Source organism: Serratia sp. KH_031 (genome assembly GCF_057839655.1).
Genome location: NZ_CM174496.1, coordinates 2,182,141 through 2,204,150, shown reverse-complemented (window position 1 = coordinate 2,204,150; position 22,010 = coordinate 2,182,141). Strand labels below are relative to the sequence as shown.

The window sequence follows — 22,010 nt, the reverse complement described above, 5'->3', positions numbered from 1 at the left end:
TGCCGCTATTCGTTAGTATTTAAATTAATCAATAGCGTATATACTTTGACCAGATGTGCAATGCATAGGGAGAAGTGATCATGTGGCAAGCCGTTAGTCGTTTGTTAAGTGAACATCTTGGCAGCGCAGAAATCAACGAAAGGACTGAACTACCCGGTGGGGAAATCCACTCAGCGTGGCGCGTGGGTTATGGCGATCATCAGGTATTTGTGAAATGCGCCCCTCGTGAGGAATTGCCGATTTTTACCTGTGAAGCCGAACAACTCGGGCTACTCGCACGTAGTAAAACCGTGCGCGTACCTGAGGTTTACGGCATTGGTAGCGATCGTGACTACAGTTTCCTACTGTTGGAGTTCCAAGAATTAAAACCATTGGATGCTCACAGCGCCCACCGTCTTGGGCAACAACTGGCTCATCTACATCAATGGAGTGAACAACCGCAGTTTGGCCTCGATTTCGATAACGATCTGGCGACTATCCCCCAACCCAATGCTTGGCAGCGTCGCTGGCCTGAGTTTTTTGCTGAAAAGCGCATCGGTTGGCAACTACAATTAGCCAAAGAAAAAGGCATGAGCTTTGGCAATATTGAAGAAATTGTCGATATCGTTTATTTGCGTTTACACCATCACCAAACCCAACCCTCGTTATTACACGGCAATCTTTGGCCAATTAACTGCGCCAACACAGTAGATGGACCATTTTTATTTGATCCAGCCTGTTATTGGGGCGATCGGGAATGTGATTTAGCCATGTTGCCGTTGTACCCCGAGTTACCGCCGCAAATTTACGATGGTTATCAGAGCGTTTGGCCATTACCTATAGGGTTTATTGAGCGCCAGCCTCTGTACCAACTTTATTACCTGCTCAACCGCTTTAACTTGTTTGGTGGTCAGCACCTCGCCGCGGCGCAAAAAGCCATCGATACACTGCGGTATTCCGTGAAGTAAATCATGACCTGGGCGCGCAGGCGCCCTTCTTTGTTTATTGGCTCAAGCCATACCAGCCAATTGTCCCAACAATTTCAGTACAAAGTAAGCCACCACCGCAATAACCACCGGCAAGATATACAGCGGGAAGTATTGTAGGAAAATAGTGTGATGCGGCAATGTGATTCGCTCTTCTAATTGCATTCGAGTATGCCCATCACCGCCTTTGGCTTGCTCCAAAATCATCTGGTCTTCCAACCCTTCGCGGATAAACTTCACTTGCCGTGACATACGCGCCCCAGAAGCCTGTAACGCCAAACCCACGAAGATCAGAATATAGATAATGATAAACATCAGGTTGCTGCCACTGAATAGGCTTTTATCTACGTCCGGTACCGGCGAGTTGTACCAGAATAGATTAAGAAATGGCGTGTTAAAGCGCGTCATATCTACCATGACATGCACAAAATCCATCATTACTGCATTGATTCCTTTAGTTTTCTCACTGTGTTGGTACAGGAATCCTAGTAATGAGATCAGCGTAGAGAGCAACGCCGGGATGAACAGCACCCATCCCAAAATACGCTTAATGATGGCGATGCGCCCAGCCTGTTGATATGTCATGTCTTCCCCTTGTTTGTGACATCCACAATATGTCGCTAAGTTTACCTGCTGTTAGCAATTTCCGCCCACCGTTTTTCGGTCTACATTCAGCCTCAAAAGCCATCGAGCACTTTTTCAAACAATGGTGATAAAGTATTGGGTACATTCACCGGAGCCGAAAGGAGTTAACCGTTAATGGCTTATTTGCAACCGATTGAAAGCGCTATTTTTGATATGGATGGTCTGCTGATCGATTCTGAACCCCTGTGGTTACAGGCAGAACTGGATATTTTCGGCTCTCTGGGATTGGATTTGTCCGATCGCCACAACCTGCCAGATACCCTCGGCTTGCGTATCGATCAGGTCGTGAGAATGTGGTATCAGGCGATGCCGTGGCAAGATGTGACGCAAGAAGAAGTTGCAGATCGTATTATTGAACGCGCGATTCAATTGGTGGATGAACAGCGCCCACTGCTGCCAGGCGTGCAACAGGCACTTGAACTGTGCCGCAGTCTGAATTTAAATATCGGTTTGGCTTCTGCCTCACCGCTACGTATGCAGCAGCGTGTGCTGGAAATGTTTGGGCTGACGGACTATTTCGACCAACTGGTTTCTGCCGAATATCTTCCGCATAGCAAACCTCACCCAGAAGTCTACCTGATTGCCGCCGAACGTTTAGGAAGTGACCCACTACGCTGCATCACGTTAGAGGACTCTTTTAACGGCATGATCGCCACCAAGGCCGCTCGAATGCGTTCTATCGTCATTCCAGCAGCAGAATACCGCCAAGATGCTCGCTGGGCGCTGGCCGATATCAAGTTGGACTCGCTTGAACAGCTCACCGCCCACCATCTGGCATAGTTTTTAGATAAAACCTAACTAATATCAAAACATCATTTCATTTTTATTGAGTTTGGTTTTTATCCCTTTTATGATCTAAAAAACGCCGAGTCATCGATAAATGCTGTCACTGCCACGCAGCATTTATCGTCACTCGGCGTTTTGCTTATTATCTTGTACTAAAAACACTCAACCCATTGTAAAGCCGGGTAAAATAAACAATTAGTTACAGGGTAACATCTTTCACACATCGTAAGTTTACCCTATACTGGATAAATTAACAGTTTATCAGTCGGAATCGCAACACCATGACCGCGGAAGGACACCTTATTTTTTCTGTCGCTTGCGCGATCTTCGCCAAGAAAGCCGAAGTTACACCGGAACTCGCCAACGGCGACTGGTGGCACATCATCCCTGCGGCTTTATTAACCTCATTATTACCCGATATTGACCATCCTAAATCCGTATTGGGGCAACGCCTGCGTTGGGCTGCTATCCCCATCGCACGCGCTTTTGGTCATCGTGGTTTCACCCATAGCCTACTGGCCATCGCGGGTGGCATGGTGTTATTCCAACTGGATGTTCCGCGCAGTTGGCCCATTCCGCCCGACGTATTACACGCCATGATCATCGGTTATTTCAGTCACTTATTGGCTGATATGCTCACTCCGGCGGGAGTCCCTTTATTATGGCCTTGTCGCTGGCGTTTCTGCCTGCCGCTATTAAACTCACAAAAAGGGAATCAATTAGAGCGCGTTCTATGCCTCGGTTTGGTGGCTTTTGCGGTTTATTGGCAAGGCGGTTTTACCTTCCCGGTGCAGTCATATTTTGAGCAAATAAAAAACATTCGACTGTGATCACAGAGTAACAACGCAAAAATATTCGACACAGATCACACAAGCTAGGCCATTTAATAACCAAGTCGGTGATTAAATCACCATTTTTGCACAATAAGTTATATAGAATTCTTTTTGGATATAAATAGCCCACTCTGCAAACTGCTAATATGACCGCCATTGCCACAAACAATATGTGTGCAGAGTTTTTATAATAAAAAATATCGGAGACATCGGGATGAATCTACCACTCGTCATTAACCTCTTGGTTTTTGTCGCGCTCTTACTGTTGCTGGCGCAAACCCGCCACAAACAATGGAGTCTGGCAAAGAAAGTATTAGTCGGTTTGGTCATGGGCGTAGTTTTTGGCCTAGCACTGCACGCCGTTTACGGTTCAGGCAGCCCAATACTGAAAGAATCCATTAGCTGGTTCAACATTGTCGGTAACGGTTATGTGCAACTGCTGCAAATGATCGTCATGCCATTGGTTTTCGTCTCTATTTTGAGCGCGGTAGCCAAACTGCATAACGCTTCTTCTTTAGGTAAAATCAGCTTCCTAAGCATCGGCACATTGCTGTTCACCACGCTGATTGCGGCGCTGGTCGGTGTCTTGGTCACCAACCTGTTCGGTCTGACCGCAGAAGGTCTGGTACAAGGTACACAAGAAACCGCGCGTTTAGCGGCAATCCAGAGCAACTATGCCGGTAAAGTGGCCGATCTGAGCGTACCACAACTGATCCTGTCCTTTATCCCGAAAAACCCGTTTGCTGATTTGACCGGTGCTAACCCGACGTCGATCATCAGCGTGGTTATTTTCGCTGCTTTCTTGGGTGTAGCTTCGCTACAACTGTTGAAAGACGACCAAGAGAAAGGTCAACGCGTCCTGAGCGCCATCGATGCCCTACAATCTTGGGTGATGAAGCTGGTACGTCTGGTGATGAAGCTCACCCCATATGGCGTATTGGCGCTGATGACCAAAGTGGTTGCCGGTTCTAACCTGCACGACATCATTAAACTCGGCGGTTTCGTGGTGGCTTCTTACCTCGGTCTGGCGATTATGTTCGGTGTCCATGCTTTGATCTTGTCGCTCACTGGCGTGAATCCCGTTAAATTCTTCCGTAAAGCCTGGCCGGTGTTGAGCTTCGCCTTCACCAGCCGCTCTAGCGCCGCCAGTATTCCGATGAACGTAGAAACCCAAACCCGTCGCTTGGGCATCCCGGAATCTATCGCTAGCTTCTCGGCTTCGTTCGGTGCCACCATTGGCCAGAACGGTTGTGCGGGTCTGTACCCTGCCATGTTGGCGGTAATGGTGGCTCCAACCGTCGGTATCAACCCACTGGACCCACTGTGGATCGCGACTTTGGTCGGCATCGTGACCGTAAGCTCTGCCGGTGTTGCTGGTGTGGGCGGCGGCGCGACCTTCGCTGCACTGATTGTGCTACCAGCCATGGGGCTGCCAGTGACGCTGGTTGCTCTATTGATTTCAGTTGAACCGTTGATCGATATGGGTCGTACCGCGCTGAACGTCAGCGGTTCAATGACCGCAGGTACTGTGACCAGCCAATTGATGAAACAGACCGACAAATCCATCATGGATAATGAAGACGAAGTCGAGCTGGCTCACCGCTAATTCGCTTTCAATATAAAACGGGCGCGACAGTTCAAACTGCCGCGCCCGTTTTTTATTTACGCTATTCAAAATGGATACTGATGATATCCCTGCTGCTGGGAAATAATCCGTGCCGCAGTATGTAATTGTTTTACGTAGTCTGTTTTTGCGGCTTCTGAGAAACGCAGCGTTGGGAAGGAAATACTCAACCCGGCGATCACCACACCAAAACGGTCAAACACCGGCACAGCGATACAACGCAGCCCCTGTTCCTGTTCTTCAATATCTTCGCCAAAGCCTTGCTGACGCACTTTATCCAGTTCCGGTAACAATTCAGCGGTGCTGACGAGCGTCGTCGGCGTGCTGCGAACAAATTCGACCTGCGACAGAATCGCCGTGATCTCGCTCATTTCACGCCACGCTAATAACACTTTGCCAATCGCGGTGCTGTATAACGGATTACGGCGGCCAATGCGCGAATACATTTGCAGGTTATATAGGGCATCAATTTTATGGATATAGACGATACTGTCTTCGTCCAGTGCACCCAAATGGATAGTTTCACGCGTTAGTTTCGACAGTTCACGCATCTGGACGTCAGCGCTGCGGATTAAATCGACGTTTTGCAACGACTTAGATCCCAATTCAAACAACTTCAAGGTAAGTGAATATTTCTCCGTTTCCCCTTCCTGCGCCACGTAGCCCAGCGATTTCATGGTCTGCAAAAAACGATAAACGGTGCTTTTCGACATCATCACCCGTTGGGAAAGCTCGGTGATGCCAATTTCGCGCTCATCTCCCAACGCTTGCAGGATCCCAAACACTTTCATCACCGATGAAACAGAATCTGGTTGCTTATCAAGATCGGTACTCGCCATGACAATTCTTCTGTTTTAATAAATTTGAACACGAGTTTCAGTATAAGTGGAACGCCAATGATGATGCAATCAAGGGAATAAACCGCGCACAACGGCTTATCAGCGTTTACAATAATGCTGAAAACTGAGGTGCAATCGCCGGCTAATATCATTAGCATGGTAATATTCACATGTATTAATATTCCTGAGATTATCATGCAATCATATTCTGATGGCCTTCCCGTCCCACAGCGTTACGGGGCGATACTTGCCATTGCACTTGGTATTACCGTTGCGGTGCTGGACAGTGCCATCGCCAACGTAGCATTGCCGACCATCGCACGCGATCTCAACGCCAGCCCAGCCAGCTCGATTTGGGTGGTGAACGCCTATCAACTCGCCATCACCATTTCGCTCTTATCGCTGGCCTCATTGGGCGACCTGATCGGTTATCGCCGTATTTATCAAGCCGGTTTGCTAGTATTCAGCATCACTTCACTGTTTTGCGCCCTTTCCGACTCGCTGCTGACCTTAACCCTTGCCCGTGTGCTGCAAGGTTTTGGCGCAGCGGCAATTATGAGCGTCAACGTCGCACTCATCCGTATTATCTATCCGCAAAGCCGCTTGGGGCGTGGGATCGGCATCAACTCGTTGATTGTCGCCTTTTCTTCCGCCGCGGGCCCGACGATTGCCGCGGCGATCCTATCTGTCGCGTCATGGCAGTGGTTATTCGCCATCAACCTGCCTATCGGTCTCGTCGCGTTATGGTTGGGAATAAAATATTTACCGGCTAATAACCAGAGCAAAAACAGCAACCAACGTTTCGATCTCACCAGTGCGGTAATGAACGCGTTGACCTTCGGCCTATTGATCACCGCGATCAGTGGTTTCGCCCAAGGGCAAAGCCTCACGCTGATCTTTAGCGAGATTACCGCATTGCTGGTGATTGGTTGGTTCTTCGTCCGTCGCCAGTTGCAGCAAGAATCTCCGCTGTTACCGATAGATTTACTGCGTATTCCGATCTTTGCGCTGTCAATGGGAACCTCAATCTGCTCCTTCGCAGCTCAAATGTTGGCGATGGTCGCGTTGCCGTTCTTCCTGCAAGGAGCGCTAGGGCGTGATGAAGTGGCAACCGGCCTGTTGCTGACGCCGTGGCCAGCCGCCATTATTGTGATGGCACCGATTGCAGGGCGCTTGGTGGAGCGATTCAATGCCGGATTACTCGGTGGGATTGGATTGGCGGTGTTTGCCGTTGGTTTGTTCTTACTGGCGATGCTGCCATCGAATCCGACAGACTTTGATATCATTTGGCGTATGTTGCTGTGCGGCGCAGGTTTTGGCTTGTTCCAATCACCCAACAACCACACTATTATCTCTTCTGCACCGCGCCATCGCAGCGGTGGTGCCAGCGGTATGTTAGGCACCGCACGCTTGTTAGGACAAACCAGTGGCGCAGCATTAGTCGCATTGTTGTTCAACCTGTTCCCGACCAACGGCACCCATGCCTCACTGATTCTCGCCGGGATATTTGCCAGCGTGGCCGCGGTAGTCAGTTGCCTGCGGATCACTCAGCCGCGAGCGGGTACCGTCGAGGCACAAAGCAAGCCTGAATAACGTTGTCTAATTCAATAAAACGAAATGCCGCTCAGTGTTAAACGGGCGGCATTAGCAGGAAGGACTATTTCAGATATTGGCCGGAGCGCAGCGCTTCAATGCGCTTATCCAGCGGCGGGTGCGACATGAACAGTTCGCTGAACGACTTGGATTTGCCGTTAATGCAGAATGCCATCATGCTGCCCGCTTCTTGCGGTTCGTAGCTGGTTTTCAAGCGCTGTAATGCTGCAATCATCTTCTCGCGACCGACCAGTTTGGCTGAACCGGCATCGGCGTAGAACTCACGGTGACGTGAGAACCACATGGTGATAATGCTCGCCAGAATACCGAACACTAACTCCAGCACCATCGACACGGCGAAATAAATCATCGGGTTGCCATTGCTTTCACCTTCACCATCGCGGTTGCCCATAAAGCCAGCGGCAAGCTGTGCAAGTATGCGCGAGATAAAGATCACGAAGGTGTTCACGATGCCCTGAATCAGCGTCATGGTCACCATGTCGCCGTTAGCGACGTGACTGATTTCGTGCGCGATAACCGCTTCAGCTTCGTCACGGCTCATGCTTTGCAGTAAACCGGTGCTGACGGCGACCAGAGAAGCGTTACGACGCGCGCCTGTAGCAAAAGCGTTGATATCGGGAGCGTGATAGATAGCCACCTGTGGCATAGCGATCCCCGCCTGCTGCGACTGCTGACGCACGGTGTCCAACAACCAACGCTCGGTTTCATTACGCGGTTGCTCAATCACTTCTCCACCAACGGAGCGTAACGCCATCCATTTAGACATCAGCAGTGAAACAAACGCACCGCCAAAGCCGAATAGACCCGCCATGATCATCAGGCCAGAGACGCTACTGGATTGGATACCTGTCAGGCTGAGCACCAGCCCGAAAACCAACATGACCGCTAGGTTGGTGAGCAGGAACAAAGCTATACGCATCATAAAATGTTTACTTCCTCATAATGTTAACAAGACGCTACTTTCAGATACTCTGATCGTATGGGCATTCGTCACAGTTTCAAGAGTGACTCGCCATTAACCCACTAAAAATACGTAACTTTACAAAAACGACATTTTCACTCGGCTTTGCAAATTGTAAACGATTGTTGCGTAAATGGGTGGAGTTTTTAGCCAAAAAAAACGCCCCCGAAGGAGCGTTTAGTCGATAGCACTCACTGTTATTACTTAGCAGCGGCTGGCTGTGCTTTTTCCAAGTTAGCCAAATCCAGCGCGATATGCACGGTTTCATCCAAGTATGGATCAGGATCTTGATAATCCTTCGGCAAATCTTCCAGTGCTTTCAGCGGTTTTTTACCTTCGCGTTGCAGACGCTCATTGATGCGCTTCAAGCGGGTCGCATCATCATCGTGGTTCTCTTTCTCACGTTGAGCCAGATTGAGTGACACGATGTTGCGCTTGTCCTTCAACGCCTTGTAACGGGCGATATCCTGCTCGATGTACTGGAACTCCGGATCTTTAGCGATACGTTGCTCATGATCTTTCAGTAGTTCCGGCTCGAACGGTTTCATATCGCCACTCTTGCTGTAGGTCGCCGCATTGATGCTATCCCAAGGCATGGCGTTATCTTCAAAGCTTTCGCCGGTTTCCGCCGGATCAATACCGGTTGGCATCAGGATATCCGGCGTGACGCCTTTACGCTGAGTACTGCCACCGTTCACACGGTAGAACTTCTGAATGGTGTATTGCACTGAACCCAGCGCAGGCCACTCTGGACGCAGCATTTGGTCGTAAATACGGTTCAGCGAACGGTATTGCTGCACAGTGCCTTTACCGAAGGTTGGCTCACCGACAACCAACGCACGACCATAATCCTGCATTGCAGCGGCGAAGATTTCAGACGCCGAAGCACTGAAGCGATCGACCAGCACCACCAGTGGACCTTTGTAATAAACTACGCCATCGGTATCGGCATCTTCACGCACTTTACCGTTGTTATCACGCACCTGTACCACCGGGCCGCTTGGAATGAACAGACCAGAGAGGGAAACCGCTTCGGTCAATGCACCGCCGCCGTTGGTACGCAAATCGATCACCAAACTCTTAACGTTTTGCTTAGCCATCTTCTGCAACTGTACTTTGACATCGTCGGTCAGCCCTACGTAGAAACCTGGGATGTCCATCACCGCGACTTTTTCTTTGCCTACGGTTTTGATAGTCATTTTCACCGCGCGGTCTTCCAGACGGATACGCTCGCGGGTCAAGGTCACGGTACGCGTTTTGGTGCCCTTGCCTGCTGGCAGGATCTCTAGGCGCACTTTGCTGCCTTTCGGTCCTTTAATCAGGGAAACCACATCGTCCAAACGCCAGCCGATCACATCGACCATCGGTTTACCCGCCTGACCTACGCCGACAATTCGGTCACCGACGGTGATCGCTTTGCTCTTCGCTGCTGGGCCACCCGGTACCATCGAGTTAATCAGGGTGTAATCATCATCCATCTGCAATACCGCACCGATGCCTTCTAATGACAGACTCATTTCGGTATTGAACTGCTCGGTATTACGTGGTGATAGATAATTAGTATGCGGATCGATTTCATGCGCGAAAGCATTCATGATCAGTTGGAATACATCTTCGCTGTTGCTTTGCGTCAGACGTTTAATCGCAAACTGATAACGCTTGGTCAGCGTTTCACGGATTTCTTTATCGTTCTTGCCGGTCAGCTTCAGGCTCAGTTCGTCGTATTTGACTTTCAGATCCCATAAGTGATCCAACTCAGCCTTATTTTTCGGCCATGGTGCTTTGCTACGGTCAAGATCGATAGTGTCGTTGCCGGTAAAGTCCATTGGCTTTGCCAGCACCGATAATGCATAGGTGTAACGCTCAAAACGGCGTTTTTGTGCCAGATTGAACAGCGCGTATGGGGTATCCAGCTTGCCGGTTTTCAGCTCTTCGCCAATTTGGTTACGCTTGTCGGCGAACTGCGAGATGTCGGAAGCCAACAACACGTTATGGTTGTAGTCCAACATATTCAAGTAACGATCGAAGATCTTGCCTGAGAATTCTGCGTCGAGCGCAAACTGGCGATAGTGGGAGCGAGTGAAGCGCGAGGTTACGCGCTCACTCACCGTAGCATGCTGTGGTTCCTGTTGAAGCTGGGGTAATTGATCGATGCGAATGTTGGCGGTTTCCGCACCGTAACTGACTCCCGCCCACAACAAGGCAGCGACTGCTGTTAATCTGACGAATTTGTTCATGCCTTAGTTGGCCTCCGTATCAGAACTGCAAGTGTTCTGCGCGCACAATCATCGCCAGACCGGAAGAGAGCTGCACACGTACGCCATCTTTAGCGATTTCGAGTACGGTTGCATCCATCGCGCTCTTACCTGCTCTGACTTTGATTTCTTGCCCAATTTGCAGTTTAGAGATGTCCGTAACTGACTGACGTGGCTGGCTATCCTCTTTTGCTGCACGAGGTTCACGAGCTTGCTGTGGACGTGGTTCTTGCGAACGCTGTGGGCGCGGCTTGCGGTTCTCTGGTGCTGCACCACCTTCTCGACGTACCGCAGGCTTTTTGCCAGCAGGACGTGGACGGCGTGGTTCAGCGTTGGCAGTTTCACCGGCGGCTTCACGTTTTTTGGCATTCTGTTCGGCACGTTGTGCCTGAACGCGTGCTTTGGCTTCTTCAAGCTGTTGGCGAGCATGGTCAACATGCTGCTGTTCCAACTCACCGCACGGATTGCCGTCCAGATCGACGCGTTGAGCGCCAACTTTGACACCGTACAGGTAACGCCAGCTTGAAGTGTACAGACGCAAAGCAGAACGCAGTTGCGTTTTACTGAGGCTTTCTTCCTCTTGCACACGTTCTACCAGATCCTGAAAAATGCCGATTTTCAATGGGCGAGCTTCGCCTTCGGCGCTAAAGCAGAGCGGGAAACGCTCGGCTAAAAAAGCAATGACTTCTTTACTAGAGTTCAACTTAGGTTGATTTTCCATGAAATTTCCTGATTACAACGGGTTGCCAACAAGCCGCAGGCATGAACAGGCGCCATTATAATGACGTCATCGCTAAATGCCACGTTAACCGTAGATCAACTTGTCGCCACAGTGATGTATTTCGCAAAATTACACTGTTCCAGTTGCTCGCAAAGCCCCGTCACTACGGCTTTGAGCCCTAATTCGTCTTGTTCGTCAAAACGTTGGTAAACCGTGCTATCAATATCCAAAACACCGATAATTTGGCCGCCAACGTCTAACAGCAACACAATTTCGGCGTTACTGGCGGCGTCGCAAGCGATATGCCCTGGGAATGCATGCACGTCACCGACACGCTGTATCTGATTTTCAGACACCGCAGTGCCACACACACCTTTTCCTACCGGAATACGCACACAGGCAATTTTGCCTTGGAACGGCCCCAGAACCAGTTGTTGACCTTCCATCAGGTAAAAACCGACCCAGTTAACCTCATCCAAACGTTCATTGATTAATGCACTGGCATTGGACAACGCGGCGATGAAGTTAGTTTCACCCGACAACAACGCACATAAATCACGTTTTAAATCGCTATAGAACTCTTCTTTTATCATCTGTTAACCATTTGCGACCTGAAAGTCCTAAACTTAACCGGACATGTCCTAAATATGAATATGACGGGTAATAAAATAAGCATTAAATGCCTATGACGACAAGGTTAATTAACTGTGGCTTCACAAAACACCATCAGTCAGGGTATGTTTCTTCGCAGAATTGCCCGTTACCCGTCTGTTTGCATCAAAGCAGATTGGTTTTCCTTGCAACGCACCGTAAACCAATGAGCTTTAGAGCCGCATTTTGATGATGAAGATACACGCGATCACCACTCCTCTATCCACAGCACGCCATCAACGTTGCTGCGAATGCGATTTGCTGTTTACTCTGCCGCCGCTGTCGGCAAAGCAAACCGCCTTTTGCCCACGCTGCAATGCCAAGGTGGTGCAAGGACGTGACTGGTCGATGACTCGCCTAACCGCGATCGCCATCACAATGCTGATGCTGATGCCCTTTGCCTTCACCGAGCCTTTGATCCGCATTCGTCTACTCGGTACCAATATCAATGCCAGCCTGCTGGAAGGCATTTGGCAAATGAGCAGCCAGGGCGATCCCATTACCGCGAGCATGGTGGCATTTTGCACCATTGGCGCCCCACTGACGCTAACCCTATCCATACTCTATCTCCGCCTTGGACACGCGCTGGGAATGAACTTGCGTCCGGTCCTGTTGATGCTGGAGCGATTAAAAGAGTGGGTAATGCTGGATATTTACCTGATCGGCATGGCGGTCGCCGCGATCAAAGTCAGTGACTACGCGGATATTAGCCTCGGTAATGCGCTGATCGCTTATCTGGCACTGACGTTACTCAGTATTCTGGTGCTGATCCACATCAACCTAGAACAGCTGTGGGAACGCTTTTACCCACAACAGCAACCGGAAGGCTCGCCTACCGCATTACATATTTGCTTATCGTGCCATTTTACCGGCTATCCAGATCAACGTGGCCGCTGCCCGCGCTGCCATATTCCCATGTGCCATCGCCAGCCCTACAGCCTGCAAAAAACCTGGGCTGCGCTGATCGCTGCCATGATTTTACTGGTTCCAGCTAACGTCTTACCTATTTCAATTATTTACGCCAACGGCGTACGGATGGAAGACACCATCTTCTCCGGTGTAGTATCACTAGCAACCTCGGGTAACGTACCGATCGCCGCGATCGTGTTTATTGCCAGCGTACTGGTGCCTTTTACCAAGGTGATCGTAATGCTCACCTTGTTACTCAGCATTCATTTTAAAACGTCGCACAGCCTGAGGACACGGATTAAACTGTTGCGATTAGTGACTTGGATTGGCCGTTGGTCGATGCTCGATCTTTTTGTTATTGCGTTAATGATGTCGCTGGTGAATCGCGATCAGCTACTCTCTTTTACTATGGGACCTGCGGCTTTTTATTTTGGGGCTGCGGTTATTTTAACTATCCTTGCCGTTGAATGGCTGGATAGCCGCTTGATTTGGGATGCACATGCAACAGGAAACGCCGAATACACCGACTGAGGCGCAGGTAAGAAACAAGCGTCGAATTTCGCCATTCTGGTTATTGCCGTTTATTGCCCTGCTGATTGCCGGGTGGTTGCTCTATAAAAACTATCAAGAGCGCGGCACCACCGTCACTATCGATTTCCAATCGGCAGCAGGCATCGTCGCTGGTCGAACTCCTGTGCGTTATCAGGGGGTTGAGGTCGGTACGGTGAAATCGATTACCCTGAATAAAGATTTACGTAGTATCACAGTTGAAGTCGACATCAAAGACGAAATGGAAGATTCACTGCGTGATGGCACTCAATTCTGGTTGGTTACCCCGAAAGCCTCTCTGGCTGGCGTCTCTGGGCTGGACGCACTGGTGGGCGGTAACTATATCGGCATGATGCCCGGTACCGGTAAACCCAGAACTCGCTTTACCGCGCTGGATACACAACCTAAGTATCATTTGAATACCGGCGAACTGATGATTCACCTGTATTCAGACGATCTCGGTTCGCTAACCACCGGTTCGCAGGTCTATTACCGCAAGATCCCAGTCGGCAAAGTGTATGACTACCGCATCGCTGACAATAACAAAGGCGTAAATATTGACGTGTTGATCGACCGTCGCTTCACCCATTTGGTGAAAACCGACAGCCGCTTCTGGAACGTCTCCGGCATCAAAGGCGATTTTAGTCTAGCGGGCGCCACGGTACAGATGGAAAGTCTTAGCGCGTTGGTCAACGGGGCAATTGCCTTTGACTCCCCCGACAAGAGCCAACCGGCCAAACCCGATCAAAAGTATGATTTGTACCCGGATCTCGCGCACAGCCAGCGCGGGGTGAATATCGAGCTTGAACTGCCGAGTGGCAGTAACTTAACCGAGGATCGCACTCCGCTGATGTACCAAGGATTACAGGTCGGCACGTTAACCAAACTGACCTTGCAGCAAGACAGTAAAGTGACTGGCGAACTGACTGTCGATCCTTCAGTGGTCGATATGATGCGCAGCGGCACCCGCATTGTGATGCGTACACCCAAAATCAGCCTGAGCGATGCCAAACTCAGCCAATTGCTGACCGGCAACACGCTAGAGTTGATACCGGGCGAAGGTGAGCCCCAGCAACGATTTAATGTACTGAATAGTAACGAAACCCTGCTCCAGCAACCGGGTGTACTGACCGTGACATTGAACGCGCCACAGAGTTATGGCATCGATGCCGGTCAACCGCTGATTATCCACGGTATTAAAGTCGGCCAAATCATGAGCCGAGCCCTAACCGACAGCGGTGTGGTGTTTACCGCCGCCATTGATGCGCAATACCGCGGTCTGGTGCACAAAGACAGTAAGTTTGTGGTTAACAGCCGCGTCGACGTCAAACTCGGCCTGAACGGCATGGAAGTGCTGGGAGCCAGCGCGCAAGAGTGGTTAGACGGCGGCGTGCGTATTCTGCCGGGCAGCCAAGGCGAACCGGGAAAACAATATCCGCTGTATAGCAATTTAGAAAAAGCCGAAGCCGGCATTCTGGGTAATATCCCAACGCCTACCTTAACGCTAACCGCCGCGACGCTGTCGGATGTGCAAACCGGTTCGGTGGTGCTGTATCGTAAATTCCAAGTGGGTGAGATTGTCGAAATTCGACCAAAATCCAATGGTTTTGATGTCGATGTCTACATCATTCCGGAATACCGCAAACTGCTAAGCAACGAGACTATTTTCTGGGCCGAAGGTGGCGCAAAAGTACAGTTTAATGGCAGTGGGATCACCGTACAGGCTTCGCCGCTGAACCGTGCGATAAAAGGCGCGATCAGCTTTGATAACTTGCAGGGCGTGACGCTGAGTAAAGGTGCCAAACGGGTGCTTTATCAATCCGAAACCGCCGCTCGTGCGGTGGGTAGCCAGATCATCTTGAAAACCTACGACGCCAGCAAACTGTCACCAGGAATGCCAATTCGTTATCTGGGTATTGATATTGGTCAGGTGGAATCACTCAAGCTGTCTACCGAGCGTAACGAAGTGCTGGCTAAAGCGGTGCTGTACCCAGAGTATGTCTCTACCTTCACCCGCTTTGGTTCGCGCTTCTCAGTGGTTGCCCCAGAAATTTCCGCCGCTGGGGTCAGCAACCTCGAAACGTTATTGCAGCCTTATATCAACGCCGAACCGGGGCGTGGACGCGAGCAACGCAACTTCGAACTGCAAGAAGCCAGCATCACCGATTCACGTTATCTGGATGGCCTGAATGTGGTGCTAGACGCCACCGAAACAGGTTCATTGCAAGTCGGTACGCCAGTGCTGTTCCGTGGCATTGAGGTCGGCACTGTGACCGGTTTCTATTTGGGTAGCATGTCCGATCGCGTGCATGTCTCATTGAGGATCAGCAAAAAGTACCAACAATTGGTGCGCAACAACAGCGTGTTCTGGTTAGCTTCTGGCTATAACCTGCAGTTCGGTTTAACCGGTGGCGTTATCAAGAGCGGAACCTTCCAACAGTTCATTCGCGGCGGCATTGCCTTTGCCACACCGCCAACGATTCCGCTGGCGCCACAAGCAACACCGCGCAAACACTTCCTACTGAATCCGGAAGAGCCAAAAGACTGGCGTGACTGGGGTACTGCAATCCCAAGAAACTAAGCCATTTTCACACTCACTCCTTCGCCTCTATCACTCATAGAGGCGATTTTTTTGCGCCACTGACAGCGCAGGTAATAAGAAATTGACGCACAATCCCAGTTTTTTCTGACAGTTATTTCTGATAATCTGACATCTTCGCTTTTTTTATGTCAGAGACTTCCCCTTGGCCAAATCCACTGCCGCTTTTCTTCCTCCCGCGTTCCTTGATGCAACCAGAGCTATTATGCCCACCGAGCTATCGATGGATGACTTCATTGCCGCCTGTCAACGCCCGTTACGCCGTAGTCTGCGTGTTAACACGCTAAAAATCAGCGTGGCCGATTTTCTGGCGCTCGTGAAAGACTATGACTGGCAATTAGAGCCGATCCCTTGGTGCGCAGAAGGATTTTGGATCGAGCGCGGGGATGAAGAGTTGCGTTTGGGCAGTGCTGCCGAGCATATGAGCGGTTTGTTCTACATTCAGGAGGCCAGTTCGATGCTGCCGGTCAGTGCGCTATTTGCTGGCGACACTGAGCCACATCGGGTGTTGGACGTCGCGGCCGCACCGGGTTCCAAAACCACGCAAATCGCCGCGTTAATGGATAATCACGGCGGGATCGTCGCCAATGAATACTCCGCCAGCCGGGTAAAAGTACTGCACGCCAATATCAGCCGCTGTGGGGTGAAAAATGTCGCACTGACCCACTTCGACGGACGCGTTTTCGGTTCAGCTTTACCAGAGGGCTTTGACGCTATTTTATTAGATGCTCCCTGCTCTGGTGAAGGCGTGGTACGCAAAGATCCTGATGCCATGAGTAATTGGTCACCAGAAAGCGTTACTAGCATCGCGGCCACCCAGCGTGAACTGATTGAAAGTGCTTTTCATGCGCTAGCTCCGGGCGGCGTGATGGTGTATTCCACCTGTACACTCAATGCCGAAGAAAATCAGCAGATCGTAAATGGCTTACTGGCGACTTATGGTGATGCTGTGAGTGTCGAACCACTGGGGGATTTATTCCCTGGAGCTGAGAAAGCACTGACCACAGAAGGTTTCCTACACGTTTTCCCGCAGATCTATGACAGCGAAGGTTTCTTCGTCGCGCGATTGCGTAAACATCACTCCGTCGCACCATTGGAAAAACCTACCTATAAAGTCGGCAAGTTCCCGTTCTCTCCGCTGTCACGTAAAGAAGCCGCAGTCGTCATACAAGCCGCGGCCGCCGTAGGACTGAGCTGGGATGAAGACAGCACTCTGTGGGAAAGAGACAAAGAGTTATGGCTGTTCCCTGCTGAGTTGGAAAATTTGATCGGCAAAGTGCGCTTTTCGCGTATTGGCTTAAAATTGGCAGAGCGTTTCCCTAAGGGTTTCCGTTGGCAGCATGAAGCGGTGATCGCCTTAGCACACGGCGATGACGATAAACGCTGTTTCGAACTGGATGCCGATTTAGCACAAGAGTGGTATCACGGCCGGGATATGTACCCGGCGCAATTACCGCAAACTGATGAATGTATTTTGACTTATCAGCATCAACCGCTGGGTATCGCAAAACGTATTGGCAGCCGGATTAAAAATAATTTACCGCGTGAATTGGTTCGGGACGGCACACTGGATTTCCATCAATAATATTTGATGTGGCGTTTTTTGCTCCCTTGACTATGCTGATTAGGATGACCGCAAACTGGTCTAACCTCCTACCAGATATTGAACAAGGAGTTCCAATGAGCAAAACCGTGGTGAAAATAGGCAGTTTCGAGGTCGATGACGCACATCTGTCGTCAGGGGAAGTCACCATCCCCTGTAAATCTGATCCTGACTTATGTATGCAGTTGGACGGTTGGGATGAGCACACCAGCATTCCCGCTACGCTGAATGGCAAAGATTCGTTACTGTATAAACAACATTACGATCGTCAGGCCGATGCTTGGGTGATGCGGCTGGAATGAACTTAATAAAACGGAAAACACGCGGTGGCCTCACCAGACACCGCGCGTTTTTTTATTAGAAGACTTCTTTCACTTTAAAATCCATCAGTACCAGCGTCATATCCGGTGAAAACAGCTCGTACTCTTCAAAGAAACGTTGATGCTCTTTGCGCCAATAGGCCAAGGTTTTATCGCCTTCCCCTTCAGCTAATGCGTGCGCTTCGTTCACCTGTTCGAAGGTGCTCATCTCTACAGAGGTCAGTTCAATGGCGCAGACCGGCTCATTTTTGCCATCTACCACCACAAACACGTCCCCTGGCCGCGGAATACCTCCGTCATCCAGATTGGAACAGGTGGCTGTTTTAGTACCATTCAACACTAACTTCACTAATTCATCGGCTTGCTGTTCTGTATCGCCGAATGCCCAACGTTCAATGTCTTCGTATTGAGCAGGAATTTTCTTCGCCATCATTTAACCTTATTGCTTTAGCTATGCAGCGCACAGGATACCTTTCAATGTGTTTTTTGGGTATGAGGTTTTGCCTCTGGTTCAAATAATTCACGTAAATAATCGATACGCGCCTGACCTTGAGGCAACCAAAGACGACATAAACGGTTTTGCACTTCGCCGGTACGGCTTAAACGATAGTATTCAGTAAGTTGCTCGACCAGTTTCATCATTTTACCCTCCGATTAATTGTCACCCTAAGTATTGAGCAAAAAAACGAGAAGAAAAACTGACCGCTTTAATTTTATACTTCCGGTTTTATTTCTGATGCTATCTAAGGAAGTAGCGAAGAATAATCTCAACTGCTACATTGACCAAAAATCACTCAGCCGAGGTTAATGATGATGTTCTCGGAGCAGGAGATAAAACCCGTTTGGGACGAGGTCGCACGGTTAATTGGCGATTGCGTCATGCAATTACGGCATCGTGACGAGGTTTTATCGGTAGAAACGCTGGTGGCTGAGCTGACACAACAGTTGGCAGACTGTGATGATATCGAACGTCGAATATTCATCGGTGCGGCGATCAACATGCTGAAGGGAAGGAAATGAATCGCCAACCGGATGGCTGGCGATTCATTAGAAGTCTAAGGTATGCAAGCCCAAACTTCTAATCACATTCTCTCACGCTAATGTGCCGAAATTAATAGGAATAATCGGTTTTTAGCATGTATTTGTTCTTTTACACTAACCAACCCAATAACAAGGTGGCACCAATCACCGTTGAAGCGCCGCCCATCAATTGGAAATCAACCTGGCTGCCCTGATCCTTAATGGCAACGATACATAAAAGTTGAATAGTGTATCTTTACCCACCCCACCAAAGTTCACATTTAAGCGTGAACTTACAAATACGATTATTTATCGTCTCAAATCTTCTTTTTTATCCCTAATATCTACTGAAATGGCTGATTGTTCCCAAGATTCGGCAATGCGAATCAACATTGCAGAAGTACGCAAATATTCTGGCATTTTACCCGCCCATGTGCGGTTTTTTAATGCCGCGTCTCCGCAAAGACTGAAAAATAGTGCGTCTAAAAACAGATCCTTTCGGTGTCATTACTAATGATTAAAATCAGACCTTCCCCACCGCACCAAAAATAGTCTGACTATCCGATATTAAACGAGGCCAAATCTTTCAGCAGCCGGTTCGTCAGCGGCAGGTATAAGGCGTCAGTATTATGCGTAAAACTGATAAAACCATACTTTAAATAGAATGCTCTGGCCTGTTCATCCTTGGCATCCACGATCATGGCCCAGACTCCCGTGGTAGAACGGGCAGCATTGAGAATGGCATCGACCAGCAGTGAACCGCCAAGGCCTTTCCTCGCATATTGCACATCGACTGCCAGACGGCCCAGCAGTGCAGCGGGAACGGAAGGATAGCGGGGTAACTTACGGGTAACTGATTCGGGTAATAAACTGATATCAATCGCGCTGGACGACAACGTGTAGAACCCGGCAACAGTATTATTATCGGTAGCGGCAACATAGCAGCGGGTAAAGCGTTCCCGGCTATCCTGCCCGGCATGCCGATGCAGGTAGGTATTCAGCGCGGGAACGCCGCAGTCAAAATCCGCTTTATCGTGTTTCTTCGCCAGAAGTTCGTAGGTAAACCTCTCCATCCACTATTTCCCTGACGCCTTGCGCTGAGCCATTGCCCGCAACAGAGTTGGTGGTGTAGCAGAGTCCTCCAGCAAAGACGCAGCAAACTGTTCCTGATCTTCTACCACCAGCCTTAACAATGCGCTTTCTTCAACAGCACGTTTGGCCGCATCCTGAGTGGCAGTAATCACAAAGTCAGTCACCGTCCGGCCCTGAAGCTCCGCCGCATGCTTAATCAACGCATGAAGTTCGGTAGAAACACGGGCTTCCAGTCTCGCCGTTGTGGCCATTATTGCCTCCCAATAATATTTCCGGCAAATTGCCGTACAGAAAGTATAACGCATCTTTTTCGACCTGAATAGACGAAAAATTAAGCAATGCATTCACTACCTCTCCCACTCCATCCAGCATAAAACTTATCACCCGGCAAAACAGTTCCCCGTTGTCCTGACCCCAGCAATTGTCCATTTTACCCTCATTGCTATCGGTTTTTTACTACAATCCTTCCTATTTTATTTACATCAACCACCCAAGCAGCAAAGTGGCACCAATCACCGTTGAAGCGCCGCCAATACGCGTTGCGATTTGAGCAAACGGCATCAATCCCATGCGGTTGGACGCTGACAGGATCGCCACATCACCCGTCCCACCCAATCCGCTGTGACAACAGGTGACAATGGCCGCTTCTACCGGGAACATTTTCAAATACGGCGCAATCAGGAAACTAACCAACCCCATTGACAACACCACCGAACCGCAGACGATCACATACCCTACCGAGAATACCGCCACCACGCTTTCCAACGGCACATACAGCATGCCAAGACCAATCATCAATGGCCAAACCAAAGCAGCAGAAACAAATTTGTAGAAGCTGTGCGCCCCGGTTTCCATGCTGGTCGGGATGACTCGGCAATATTTGCACAGCACGGCAAACAGAATCATCAGCACCGGGCCGGGGATATGCACGATATGTTCAAACAGCCCGCCGACGATAAAGAACGCACAAATCACCAACAAACCGCCGCCCATCAGTTGGAAATCAACCTGGCCGCCTTGATCCTTAATGGCGAACACCGCGTTTTCCTGCGCCGAACGGATCAACATACCGTCGCCACTTAACGCCTTACGCTGCATACCAATACGCGCCAATACTCCAGCGGTCACAATGGCGAAGATATTCCCCATCACCGCAGCGGGTGCTAATTGCGCCACATAGACATCCGGTGTGGAACCCAAAATAGCCGAGTACGCCAAGGACAACGGCAAAATACCCTCACCGATACCGCCACCGATAATCGGCACGATGATGAAGAAAAAGGTGTGGTAGAAAGTAAACCCAAACAGTTTACCCACCAACAAACCAGTGGCAACGGCGGTGATGGTTCCCACCACCAGCGGCACAAACATACGGATCATGCCCTGAATCAGGATCACCCGATTCATTCCCAAAATACTACCCACCACCAAACTGGCGATCACGAAGTACAATAGGTTGGCGTCTTTCATCAGCAATTTCACCGTACCCATCACATTCGGCTGGAAGAAATTGAAGTACACCAACACCGACGGCACCATTAGGCACAAAATCGCCGGGCCACCAATATCGCGCAGCACCGGGATACTTTTACCCAAGTGCGCTAATGCAAAACCTAAAGTCATGATCACCGCCAGTCCACCGATCATATTTTTCGGTAAGAAATTGGCATAGGCCGAAATTGCGACAATCGCGCAGATAGTAATAAACAGCGCGACCGGTACCGCACCAATATTCATTTGACGAATTTGGTTAATCAGCCCAGAGGTGTCTGGCTGTGGGGTATTTTCGTCACAGGTCATTTCTGCATTGATTTGCTTCATAGTTATAGTTCACCTTGCTGGCAAGCGTGATAGATATAGATGTAGGGAGTTGTTTTATTTAAGTGTTATTATTTATGGTTAAAATAGTAGACAGGATGACAATAGGTGAAATAATAGAAATAAAAAACAAAAAGGCTCATTAACAATTGAATATTGTGAGCCTAGGCTAATGTTAGAGTTAATTAATTATCGTCAGTATTTTG

At 49.6% G+C, this 22,010-nt stretch carries 21 protein-coding genes; 10 read left to right on the top strand and 11 right to left on the bottom strand.

The window, feature by feature from the left end:
• The first annotated feature begins 80 nt into the window (after positions 1-80).
• Positions 81-947: a fructosamine kinase family protein gene (locus AC3ISQ_RS09880; protein ID WP_489352755.1), complete on the top strand. Its 867-nt coding sequence runs from the start codon at positions 81-83 to the stop codon at positions 945-947.
• A 42-nt stretch (positions 948-989) separates the two neighbouring features.
• Here the strand turns inward: AC3ISQ_RS09880 and AC3ISQ_RS09875 are convergent, their stop codons facing one another.
• Positions 990-1,550, bottom strand: coding sequence for a YniB family protein (locus AC3ISQ_RS09875; RefSeq protein ID WP_489352753.1), 561 nt, complete (start codon positions 1,548-1,550; stop codon positions 990-992).
• A gap of 174 nt (positions 1,551-1,724) precedes the next feature.
• Here AC3ISQ_RS09875 and hxpB point away from each other — a divergent pair, with 174 nt between their 5' ends.
• The 3 genes from hxpB to AC3ISQ_RS09860 all read left to right on the top strand — a co-directional run bounded on the left by hxpB (position 1,725) and on the right by AC3ISQ_RS09860 (position 4,835).
• Positions 1,725-2,390 carry a hexitol phosphatase HxpB gene (gene hxpB / locus AC3ISQ_RS09870; RefSeq protein WP_489352751.1) on the top strand — a complete coding sequence of 222 codons (666 nt, stop codon included), beginning with the start codon at positions 1,725-1,727 and terminating at the stop codon, positions 2,388-2,390.
• A gap of 287 nt (positions 2,391-2,677) precedes the next feature.
• A complete protein-coding gene (locus AC3ISQ_RS09865) occupies positions 2,678-3,226 on the top strand; it encodes a metal-dependent hydrolase (protein ID WP_489352750.1) in 549 nt (182 codons plus the stop codon).
• A 217-nt stretch (positions 3,227-3,443) separates the two neighbouring features.
• Positions 3,444-4,835 (top strand): L-cystine transporter, encoded by a 1,392-nt coding sequence (locus tag AC3ISQ_RS09860; RefSeq protein WP_489352748.1) that lies wholly within the window; start codon positions 3,444-3,446, stop codon positions 4,833-4,835.
• 65 nt (positions 4,836-4,900) lie between these two features.
• On the opposite strand, the gene kdgR is transcribed toward AC3ISQ_RS09860, so the two are convergent.
• Positions 4,901-5,692 carry a DNA-binding transcriptional regulator KdgR gene (gene kdgR, locus AC3ISQ_RS09855; RefSeq protein WP_489352746.1) on the bottom strand — a complete coding sequence of 264 codons (792 nt, stop codon included), beginning with the start codon at positions 5,690-5,692 and terminating at the stop codon, positions 4,901-4,903.
• A 195-nt stretch (positions 5,693-5,887) separates the two neighbouring features.
• Between kdgR and AC3ISQ_RS09850 the strand changes: the two genes are divergently transcribed.
• The gene (locus AC3ISQ_RS09850) at positions 5,888-7,285 is read left to right on the top strand and encodes an MFS transporter (protein WP_489352744.1); all 1,398 of its coding nucleotides are present in this window, start codon (positions 5,888-5,890) and stop codon (positions 7,283-7,285) included.
• 64 nt (positions 7,286-7,349) lie between these two features.
• Here the strand turns inward: AC3ISQ_RS09850 and htpX are convergent, their stop codons facing one another.
• From htpX to AC3ISQ_RS09830, 4 genes are all read right to left on the bottom strand, one after another.
• A complete protein-coding gene (gene htpX, locus AC3ISQ_RS09845; RefSeq protein ID WP_489352742.1) occupies positions 7,350-8,228 on the bottom strand; it encodes a protease HtpX in 879 nt (292 codons plus the stop codon).
• A gap of 239 nt (positions 8,229-8,467) precedes the next feature.
• Positions 8,468-10,504, bottom strand: coding sequence for a carboxy terminal-processing peptidase (gene prc / locus AC3ISQ_RS09840; RefSeq protein WP_489352740.1), 2,037 nt, complete (start codon positions 10,502-10,504; stop codon positions 8,468-8,470).
• A gap of 19 nt (positions 10,505-10,523) precedes the next feature.
• Complete coding sequence (gene proQ, locus AC3ISQ_RS09835) at positions 10,524-11,243, bottom strand: RNA chaperone ProQ (protein ID WP_489352738.1); 720 nt, start codon at positions 11,241-11,243, stop codon at positions 10,524-10,526.
• Between the two features lie 95 nt (positions 11,244-11,338).
• Positions 11,339-11,836 carry a GAF domain-containing protein gene (locus tag AC3ISQ_RS09830; RefSeq protein WP_489352736.1) on the bottom strand — a complete coding sequence of 166 codons (498 nt, stop codon included), beginning with the start codon at positions 11,834-11,836 and terminating at the stop codon, positions 11,339-11,341.
• Positions 11,837-12,086: 250 nt separating this feature from the next.
• Here AC3ISQ_RS09830 and yebS point away from each other — a divergent pair, with 250 nt between their 5' ends.
• The 4 genes from yebS to AC3ISQ_RS09810 all read left to right on the top strand — a co-directional run bounded on the left by yebS (position 12,087) and on the right by AC3ISQ_RS09810 (position 17,856).
• Positions 12,087-13,334, top strand: a complete 1,248-nt coding sequence (gene yebS / locus AC3ISQ_RS09825; RefSeq protein WP_489353213.1) for a membrane integrity lipid transport subunit YebS — start codon at positions 12,087-12,089, stop codon at positions 13,332-13,334.
• Positions 13,303-15,933: a PqiB family protein gene (locus AC3ISQ_RS09820; protein WP_489352734.1), complete on the top strand. Its 2,631-nt coding sequence runs from the start codon at positions 13,303-13,305 to the stop codon at positions 15,931-15,933. The genes yebS and AC3ISQ_RS09820 overlap by 32 nt, the downstream gene beginning before the upstream one ends.
• A 223-nt stretch (positions 15,934-16,156) precedes the next feature.
• Positions 16,157-17,536, top strand: a complete 1,380-nt coding sequence (rsmF, locus tag AC3ISQ_RS09815; protein ID WP_489352732.1) for a 16S rRNA (cytosine(1407)-C(5))-methyltransferase RsmF — start codon at positions 16,157-16,159, stop codon at positions 17,534-17,536.
• A 95-nt stretch (positions 17,537-17,631) separates the two neighbouring features.
• The gene (locus AC3ISQ_RS09810; RefSeq protein WP_489352730.1) at positions 17,632-17,856 is read left to right on the top strand and encodes a DUF1480 family protein; all 225 of its coding nucleotides are present in this window, start codon (positions 17,632-17,634) and stop codon (positions 17,854-17,856) included.
• Positions 17,857-17,911: 55 nt separating this feature from the next.
• On the opposite strand, the gene AC3ISQ_RS09805 is transcribed toward AC3ISQ_RS09810, so the two are convergent.
• Together AC3ISQ_RS09805 and AC3ISQ_RS09800 are read right to left on the bottom strand one after the other, a co-directional pair.
• Positions 17,912-18,304 (bottom strand): ASCH domain-containing protein, encoded by a 393-nt coding sequence (locus AC3ISQ_RS09805; RefSeq protein WP_489353211.1) that lies wholly within the window; start codon positions 18,302-18,304, stop codon positions 17,912-17,914.
• A gap of 44 nt (positions 18,305-18,348) precedes the next feature.
• Positions 18,349-18,516: a hypothetical protein gene (locus AC3ISQ_RS09800; protein WP_489353454.1), complete on the bottom strand. Its 168-nt coding sequence runs from the start codon at positions 18,514-18,516 to the stop codon at positions 18,349-18,351.
• A 168-nt stretch (positions 18,517-18,684) separates the two neighbouring features.
• On the opposite strand from AC3ISQ_RS09800, the gene AC3ISQ_RS09795 reads away from it, so the two are divergent.
• The gene (locus AC3ISQ_RS09795) at positions 18,685-18,894 is read left to right on the top strand and encodes a hypothetical protein (protein ID WP_489353209.1); all 210 of its coding nucleotides are present in this window, start codon (positions 18,685-18,687) and stop codon (positions 18,892-18,894) included.
• 557 nt (positions 18,895-19,451) lie between these two features.
• Here the strand turns inward: AC3ISQ_RS09795 and AC3ISQ_RS09790 are convergent.
• The 3 genes from AC3ISQ_RS09790 to AC3ISQ_RS09780 all read right to left on the bottom strand — a co-directional run bounded on the left by AC3ISQ_RS09790 (position 19,452) and on the right by AC3ISQ_RS09780 (position 21,807).
• Positions 19,452-19,967, bottom strand: coding sequence for a GNAT family N-acetyltransferase (locus AC3ISQ_RS09790; protein ID WP_489352728.1), 516 nt, complete (start codon positions 19,965-19,967; stop codon positions 19,452-19,454).
• 3 nt (positions 19,968-19,970) lie between these two features.
• Entirely contained in the window at positions 19,971-20,237 is a 267-nt protein-coding gene (locus tag AC3ISQ_RS09785; RefSeq protein ID WP_489352726.1) for a type II toxin-antitoxin system TacA family antitoxin, read from the bottom strand.
• A 226-nt stretch (positions 20,238-20,463) separates the two neighbouring features.
• On the bottom strand, positions 20,464-21,807 hold the full coding sequence (locus AC3ISQ_RS09780) for a 2-hydroxycarboxylate transporter family protein (protein WP_489352724.1): 1,344 nt from the start codon (positions 21,805-21,807) through the stop codon (positions 20,464-20,466).
• Between the last annotated feature and the right edge of the window lie 203 nt (positions 21,808-22,010).